At 66.6% G+C, this 6,907-nt stretch carries 8 protein-coding genes; 4 read left to right on the forward strand and 4 right to left on the reverse strand.

Annotation, left to right across the window (positions count from 1 at the left end):
* Positions 1 to 304: 304 nt before the first annotated feature.
* The 4 genes from J2Y58_RS20425 to merC are packed head-to-tail and all read right to left on the reverse strand — an operon-like array spanning position 305 to position 2,740.
* Positions 305 to 1,651, reverse strand: coding sequence for an NAD(P)/FAD-dependent oxidoreductase (locus J2Y58_RS20425; protein WP_007406355.1), 1,347 nt, complete (start codon positions 1,649 to 1,651; stop codon positions 305 to 307).
* Positions 1,652 to 1,695: 44 nt separating this feature from the next.
* Positions 1,696 to 1,917: a GDCCVxC domain-containing (seleno)protein gene (locus J2Y58_RS20430; protein WP_082450164.1), complete on the reverse strand. Its 222-nt coding sequence runs from the start codon at positions 1,915 to 1,917 to the stop codon at positions 1,696 to 1,698.
* On the reverse strand, positions 1,917 to 2,324 hold the full coding sequence (locus J2Y58_RS20435) for a mercuric transporter MerT family protein (protein ID WP_158005333.1): 408 nt from the start codon (positions 2,322 to 2,324) through the stop codon (positions 1,917 to 1,919). Before J2Y58_RS20435 ends, J2Y58_RS20430 begins: the two co-directional genes overlap by 1 nt.
* Entirely contained in the window at positions 2,324 to 2,740 is a 417-nt protein-coding gene (gene merC, locus J2Y58_RS20440; RefSeq protein WP_037569553.1) for an organomercurial transporter MerC, read from the reverse strand. The genes J2Y58_RS20435 and merC overlap by 1 nt, the downstream gene beginning before the upstream one ends.
* A gap of 115 nt (positions 2,741 to 2,855) precedes the next feature.
* Between merC and J2Y58_RS20445 the strand changes: the two genes are divergently transcribed.
* The 4 genes from J2Y58_RS20445 to J2Y58_RS20460 all read left to right on the forward strand — a co-directional run bounded on the left by J2Y58_RS20445 (position 2,856) and on the right by J2Y58_RS20460 (position 6,739).
* Positions 2,856 to 3,251, forward strand: coding sequence for a helix-turn-helix domain-containing protein (locus J2Y58_RS20445; RefSeq protein WP_007406344.1), 396 nt, complete (start codon positions 2,856 to 2,858; stop codon positions 3,249 to 3,251).
* A gap of 183 nt (positions 3,252 to 3,434) precedes the next feature.
* Positions 3,435 to 4,097 carry a recombinase family protein gene (locus J2Y58_RS20450; RefSeq protein ID WP_007406363.1) on the forward strand — a complete coding sequence of 221 codons (663 nt, stop codon included), beginning with the start codon at positions 3,435 to 3,437 and terminating at the stop codon, positions 4,095 to 4,097.
* Complete coding sequence (locus J2Y58_RS20455) at positions 4,094 to 5,755, forward strand: IS481 family transposase (protein WP_007406365.1); 1,662 nt, start codon at positions 4,094 to 4,096, stop codon at positions 5,753 to 5,755. Before J2Y58_RS20450 ends, J2Y58_RS20455 begins: the two co-directional genes overlap by 4 nt.
* A 12-nt stretch (positions 5,756 to 5,767) precedes the next feature.
* Positions 5,768 to 6,739 carry an ExeA family protein gene (locus J2Y58_RS20460; protein WP_007406337.1) on the forward strand — a complete coding sequence of 324 codons (972 nt, stop codon included), beginning with the start codon at positions 5,768 to 5,770 and terminating at the stop codon, positions 6,737 to 6,739.
* Positions 6,740 to 6,907 lie beyond the last annotated feature (168 nt).

Here is a 6,907-nt window from a genome sequence, read left to right on the forward strand (position 1 = left end):
TGTGACGGCCTGCAATGATGATCGGTTCGACGCGAGATAAAGGGCGCACTCTGGCGCATAGTCTGTGAGACCGTCGAGGTGCTTGGGCGCACGTTATTCGAGAACCAGCGTACGATCTTTGAGACGGACGCGAGACGGTCATCAGTCAGCGCACGCTTTGTGAGACCTTCAAATCGGCACCGGCGACGCGCATCCGTCGCTGGACTGTGCGCATGTTACGATCGTGAGAGCCCCATTGATGTGACGCCGAGTTAGCGGCTATCGCCTTCGGACCCACTGAATTGGTGTTCATTGGACCGCTTAATCACAGCATGTAGCCGATATCCGAAGCCCCGGACGGATAAGCGAACATGGTCGATTTCAGATCGTCGGCCGTCAGACCATGCCGGATCGCGAGCGCGAACAGATTGATGACCTCGTCCACATGCGGTCCGACCAGGTGAGCCCCGAGCACCCGGTCGTCGCCTTCATCGACCATCACCTTGAACCCATAAACCGGTTCGGCCGCTTGCCGCGCGGAGTACCAGTTGGGGACCAGATTGCTTTTCACGCGGAAGCGCAGGCCCCGCTCGCGCGCTTCGGCTTCGCTGAGCCCGACCGAAGCGATGGGAGGAAGCGTGAAGGCGACGCTGGGGATACCCCGATAGTCCGGGCGGAGGTGGTTGCCTTCGAGCATGTTGCCGGCGACGACCTTGCCGTCATGGCTCGATACCGGCGTCAGCGGAGGCCCCATCTGGGCCGCGTCGCCGGCAGCATACACCGCCGGGTTGGAGACGCTTTGCAGATGCTCGTTGAGCGTGAGGCGGCCCCGCTCGTGTGCGATCCCCGCCGCATCGAGGTCGAGTGCTTCGAGCGCCGGGCGTCGCCCGGCAGCATGGACGATCAGATCGGCCGCGAAGCTCTTGCTCACCCCGCCCGTGGAGGCGCGAACCGAGAAGCCGTCGCCTGTCTTGTCGATCGCCTCGACCTCCGTATCGAGCTGCACGTCGATCCCCGCATCGCGCAGGCGGGGCATCAGCCAGCCGACCAGATCGGGGTCGAAGCCGGTCAACATGCGCGGCCCGCGTTGGAGGATGGTCACTTGCGCCCCGGCGTTCGCCGCGATTGTAGAGAACTCCGCCGCGATGTATCCACCCCCGACGATCACGATGCGCCGGGGCAGGCTCTCAATCGCCAGGAACGCCTCATTGTCGATGACGTGCTCTTCGCCGGGCAAGCCGAGCGGGACCGGTTCGGCACCGCTGGCAACAAGGAAATGGCCGCCAACCAGCGTCTTTCCCTCCACGACGAGGCTGTTCGCGCCGGTGAAGCGAGCCGGGCCGTGGTAGGTATCCACCCCGGCCTCATGGTAGCTTCGTTCATGTTTCCCCGGCACCGGATCAGTGAAGGTGCGCTTGAACGCCATCAACTCGCGCCAGTCGATGCAGTCCTTTCCCACCACGCCGTTGCTCCGCATCCGGCGCGCGTCGTCGATCACAGCGGCCCCGTGGCGTAGCATCTTTTTCGGATCGCAGCCGCGCAGGGCGCAGGTGCCGCCATAGGGTCGGCAGTCGATCACGGCGACGCTCTTGCCGGCCTTGCGAACGCGCATGGCCGCTACCCGCGCGGCAGTTCCCGCGCCGATGACGACCAGATCATAGGTGTCGGGCACGAGCTTCTCCTTGGCGTGGTTCAGGTTCCCCGGCTGGCGTGCCGTCAGGCGCAGCAGCTCGCCGTTGATCCCGACGCGCGCGCTTCCTGTATCGGGGGACAGGGCACGTCACCGAAGGAGCAATAAACGCAACAGTCCCCGGCGTTGGGGCGAAGCACCGCGGCGCAGCCTTTGCAGTCGTAGAAGAACTGGCACGCATCGGTCGGCATGGTGTCGGTCGATTGGTGGCCGCACTTGGGGCAGGTCAACGTGGAGGTGAGCAGCATTACAACACCCAATTCATGAGGATAGGCTCGATCGAGCCCCAGATAGCGGCCAGGCCGACCAGCACAGTTGCCGCAATCAGGAGGCCGACGATCCGGCGCGACCTGACATCAACCGCACAGGCGTCCCCCGGCGCACAGGCCGTCTCGCGCTTGCGCCACCACATGGCCCAAGCGACCACGAGCGCGACCGCGCTCAGCACCAGAAGCGGCGCGCGAATGCTCGCCAGCCCTACGAAGCTGCCGGCGAGCCCAGCACCCACGCCGAGCGAGGCGAGCGCGAGTGGCAGAACGCAGCAGGCCGCGGCGGCCGTGACCGCGCCCAGGCCCAACGCAGCCGCTATTGATGCGACACCCCGGACGGGCGGCCCACCCGGTGTTGAGGGTTGCCTTGCGACGGTATCCGTCATTATCTGTTCCTCGATGGGATCGGATTGCTGAACCGCCGCCCCGGAGGCGAAACAAGATCGAGAATCGACACCCCGATCATCAACACCAGCCCCGCATACAGCACCCATTCCGCCCGAACGCCGCGAAGCGACATCAGCAGGGCGGCGATGAGAACAAGCACAGGTCCAGTGACGCCTAACGCTAGGCGCAGCCAGGTCTTGTGACTGCGGAGGTTCGCCGCCAATACGATGAGCGCGGAGAGCGGCAGAACGTATCGGATAAAGGGGCCTTCATACTGGCTCAGAAAACTCAGGCCGATCCCGGCACCGAGACTGCCAAGGGCGGGAAAGCACGCCGCACAGCCGAACGAGGCGATGATCGCGCCGATCACACCCGTTTTATCGGCCGTTCGCGTTAGGGAGTCCTCAGTAGGCACAGCCGTTCCTTTCACCCGCTCCGCCGCAGCGACTCACCGCGCTCGCCTTGGCTCCTCGACAGGATCATAGTCGAAACCTTATATGCACCCTCCAGCAACTGTAGGGTCAAGGGCCGTGGCTCTGAAAATCGGCGACCTCGCCAAGGCGACCGGCACAAAGGTGCAGACGATCCGCTATTATGAGGAGATCGGCTTGCTGCCCGCGCCGGCGCGCACCGAAGGCAACTACCGGACCTATGCTTCGGCGACCCTTCGCCGGCTGTCATTCATTCGCCGCTCGCGCGGCCTTGGTTTCAGTCTCGACCAAGTGCGAGAGCTGCTGGGCTTGGCCGACCATAGCGATTGGTCCTGTGCCGCGGTCGAGACGATCGCGCGCGAGCACAGGGCGGCGATCGAGCGCAAGATCGCCGACTTGGCAGCCCTGGATGGCGAGCTGGCGCGTATCATCGACCGATGCGGACACGGCACCGTTGCCGAGTGCGGCATCCTTGAAGCCCTGTCTCCTGCCTAAGACGGCAGTGCATTACCGCTTCTCCCAACAGCGCGCGCGGCTCGCAAGAAATACGTCCGGTTTCCTTGTGGTCGCAATCGGCCACCCGATCGCGGCCGTTCAGAACGAGAAAAGCCGTTGCGGAAACCAGCGTCAGAATGCAGGGTGGTAGCTGTCTTTCCTTGCGGGTGAACCGGCCTTCTCATGCTGATCGGATACGTCCGCGTCTCGAAAGCCGACGGCAGCCAGACGCTGGAGCCGCAGCGCGACGCGCTGCTCGCGGGCGGCGTCGACCCGAGCCGCATCTACGAGGACCTCGCATCGGGTCGGCACGATGCTCGGCCTGGCCTGACCGCGTGCCTGAAGGCGCTCCAGCCCGGCAACACGTTGGTGATCTGGAAGCTCGACCGGCTCGGCCGTGATCTCCGTCACCTCGTCATCACCGCAGAGGATCTGCGCTCGCGCGGGATCGGGCTGAAGGTGCTGACGGGTGCCGGCGCGCAGATCGACACGACGACCGCCAATGGCCGGCTCGCGTTCGGCATCTTCGCCGCATTTGCCGAGTTCGAGCGCGAGCTGATCACCGAGCGTACGCGCGCCGGGCTCGCTGCAGCGCGCGCCAGGGGCCGGTTGGGCGGGCGCCCGCGCAAGATGGACCGCTCGACGCTGCAAATGGCAATGGCGGCGATGAGCGACCGGAAGGCGGTCGCGGCTGAGGTGGCCAAGCGGCTCGGCATCACGACCACGACGCTCTACCACTACATCAACGGCGACGGCACGCCCAAGGCCCCCGGCCAGGCGCTCCTCGACGGGAAGGCGATGCCCAAACCTCCCACCCGGGCTCGCGAAGAGCGACAAGCGGCGTGACCGTCTGGCGAGCGCCCGTTCCAGCCGAGGCGCTCGCGACCCTGAAACGACGCCTCGCGGCGCTGCCGCCCCGGCACCCCGACCGCAAGGAGATGATGGCGTCGACCTGCCGGCTCTACGCCGTGTCGCGCGCCACCCTGTACCGTGCGCTACGCGGCGAGCACCGTCCCCGCGACGCGCACCGCTCCGATCGCGGGCACGCGCGCGTCATGGGCGACGGCGAGATCGAACACTGGTGCGAGATCGTCGCTGCGGTGAAGAAGAGCACCACCAACAGGAAGGGCCGCCACCTCTCGACCGCGCGGGCGCTCAGGCTGGTCGAGGAGCATGGGGTCCACACGCCCGATGGCCATCGCAAGCTCGCGCCCGGGTTGCTCACCATCTCGACCCTCAACCGACATATGCGCCGGCTCGGGTATGACCACGCGCGCCTGACACGAGAGCCCGCGGCCGTCCGTTTCCAGGCGGAGCACGCCAACGACCTGTGGCACTTCGACCTGAGCCCGTCCGACCTGAAGCAACTCGCGGTTCCCCCGCCCTGGGTCGACCTGGAACGGGGCGGCGCGCCCACGCTGATGCTGTTCTCGGTCGTCGATGACCGGTCGGGGCTCGCCTACCTCGAATACCACTGCGTATATGGTGAGGATGTCGAGGCGGCGCTCGGTTTCCTGTTCCGCGCCATGTCGGCCAAGCCGGACGGCACGACCAACCCGCTCCAGGGTATCCCCAAGCAACTCCACCTCGACAACGGCCCCGTCGCGAAGTCAGCCGTGTTCAAGCGGGTAATGGAGAGCCTGGACGTGATCGTCACTCCGCACATGCCGGCCGGATCGGACGGTGCGCGCACGACCGCACGCGCCAAGGGCAAGGTCGAGCGGCCGTTCCGGACGGTGAAGGAGGCGCACGAGACACTCTACCATCATCACCAGCCCGACACCGAAGCCGAGGCGAACGCTTGGCTGACCCGGTTCGTCGATCGCGAAAATGCGCGCGATCACCGGCACGAGGCTCACTCGCGCGTCGATGACTGGCTTGAGCGCCAGCCCGAGGGCGGGGTCCGCGCGATGTGCGCGTGGGAGCGGTTCTGCTCGTTCGCGCGCGAGCCCGAGCGGCGCATGGTCGGGCTGGACGCGCGGGTGTCGGTCGCGGGGGTCACCTACGAGCTCGACCCCGAGCTTGCCGGCGAGGCGGTCGTGCTGTGGTGGGGGTTGTTCGACGCCGAGCTGTTCGCCGAGCATGGCGACGAGCGCTACGGTCCGTTCGATCCCGTGGGCGGCCCCGTACCGCTCCATCGCTACCGCAAGCACCGCAAGAGCAGGCGCGATGTCCGCCAGGACCGCGTCGCCGAACTCGCGACCCGCATTTCCATCCCGCGCTCCGCGCTGTCGGGTGAGCCCGACCTGATCGCGCGCGAGCCGCACCGCGCCATGCTCGCCACCCGCCCATTCGACGGTCCCGACCGGTTCGAGGAGTTGGCGTTCGCCACGCCGCTGAAGGCGCGCGCGGCGATCGCGGAAGAGCTGCGCGTGCCGCTCGGCAAGCTCAGCGCGGACGACCTCCAATTCATCGCCGACCTGCTCGCCCGCACGCTGGTCCGCGCGGAGGTGATGGTCGCCATCCGCGAACGGTTCCCGCCCGGCCGCGCCCATGCGGGATGAGGAGCCTGCCCCATGCTGACCGAAGTCATGCACCACTACCGGCTTGCCCGACCGCCAGTCGATGTTGGGTTCTACGAGACTGAGCACCACAAGCAAATCGTTCACGACCTGCGTACGACGATCATGGCGGGCCGGCTGATCGCGCTCACGGCCGTGATCGGGTCGGGCAAGTCGCTGCTGGTGCGCAGGTTGCGCGAGGCGCTGGAGCGCGAGAACCGCGTTATCGTGTCGCGCGCGCTCAGCCTGGAGAAGGCCAAGATCACGGTGCCGCTGCTCGTGTCGGCGCTGTTCTACGACCTCAGCCCGGACAAGCTACCCACCATCTCGCGCCAAGCCGAGCGCCGCGAGCGCGACCTCCAGGAGCTGTTCCGCAAGGCTAAGAAGCCGGTCGCGCTCTTCGTCGACGACGCGCACGACCTCCACGCCAACACACTGAAGGCGCTCAAGCGTCTGGTCGAGCTGGTTCAGGAGGGTGGCGGGCAACTCTCGGTCGTCATGCTGGGCTACCCGCGTCTGAAGAACGACCTGCGTCGCCCCACCATGGAGGAGGTGGGTGACCGCACGACGCTGTTCGAGTTCGGAGGGCTGCGCGACCGGCAGCGCGACTTCATCGACTGGGTGCTCCGGGCTTCGCTGGAAGAGGGCGTCGAGCCCGAGGAGGTCATCACCGACGACGCGGCGACGCTGCTCGCCGCGCGGCTGAAGACGCCGCTCCAGCTCAGCCGCTACCTCGTCCGCGCGTTCGAGGCGGGGTTCGGGATCGGCGCCAAGCCGATCGACGGCACCATCGTTGACGGCGTGCTGTCGCGCCGCCTCGACGACATAGAGCCAGAGCTGAACCGGCACGGCTACGACGTGAAGGCGCTGTGCGACCAGTTCGACGCCAAGCCCGCCGAGATCAGGAAGCTCATGCGCGGCGAGCTGGAGGGTACACGGGCGACCGAACTAACGGACGAGATGCGCATCGCGGGACTGCCAATATGAACGTCTCACGTAGCGTGCGTCGCGTGGCCTGCGTCTCGCGTCCGTTTCACCCGAGGTGCGCCCGTTCTCAACTATAGTGCGCTAGAGCACGGCTTCGGTCTCACGGAGCGTGCGCCAGAATAGACCTATAATCTCGCGCCGGGCCGACCATCATTGCAGGCCGCTACA

The organism is Sphingomonas sp. BE138 (assembly GCF_031456125.1).
GTDB lineage: Bacteria > Pseudomonadota > Alphaproteobacteria > Sphingomonadales > Sphingomonadaceae > Sphingomonas.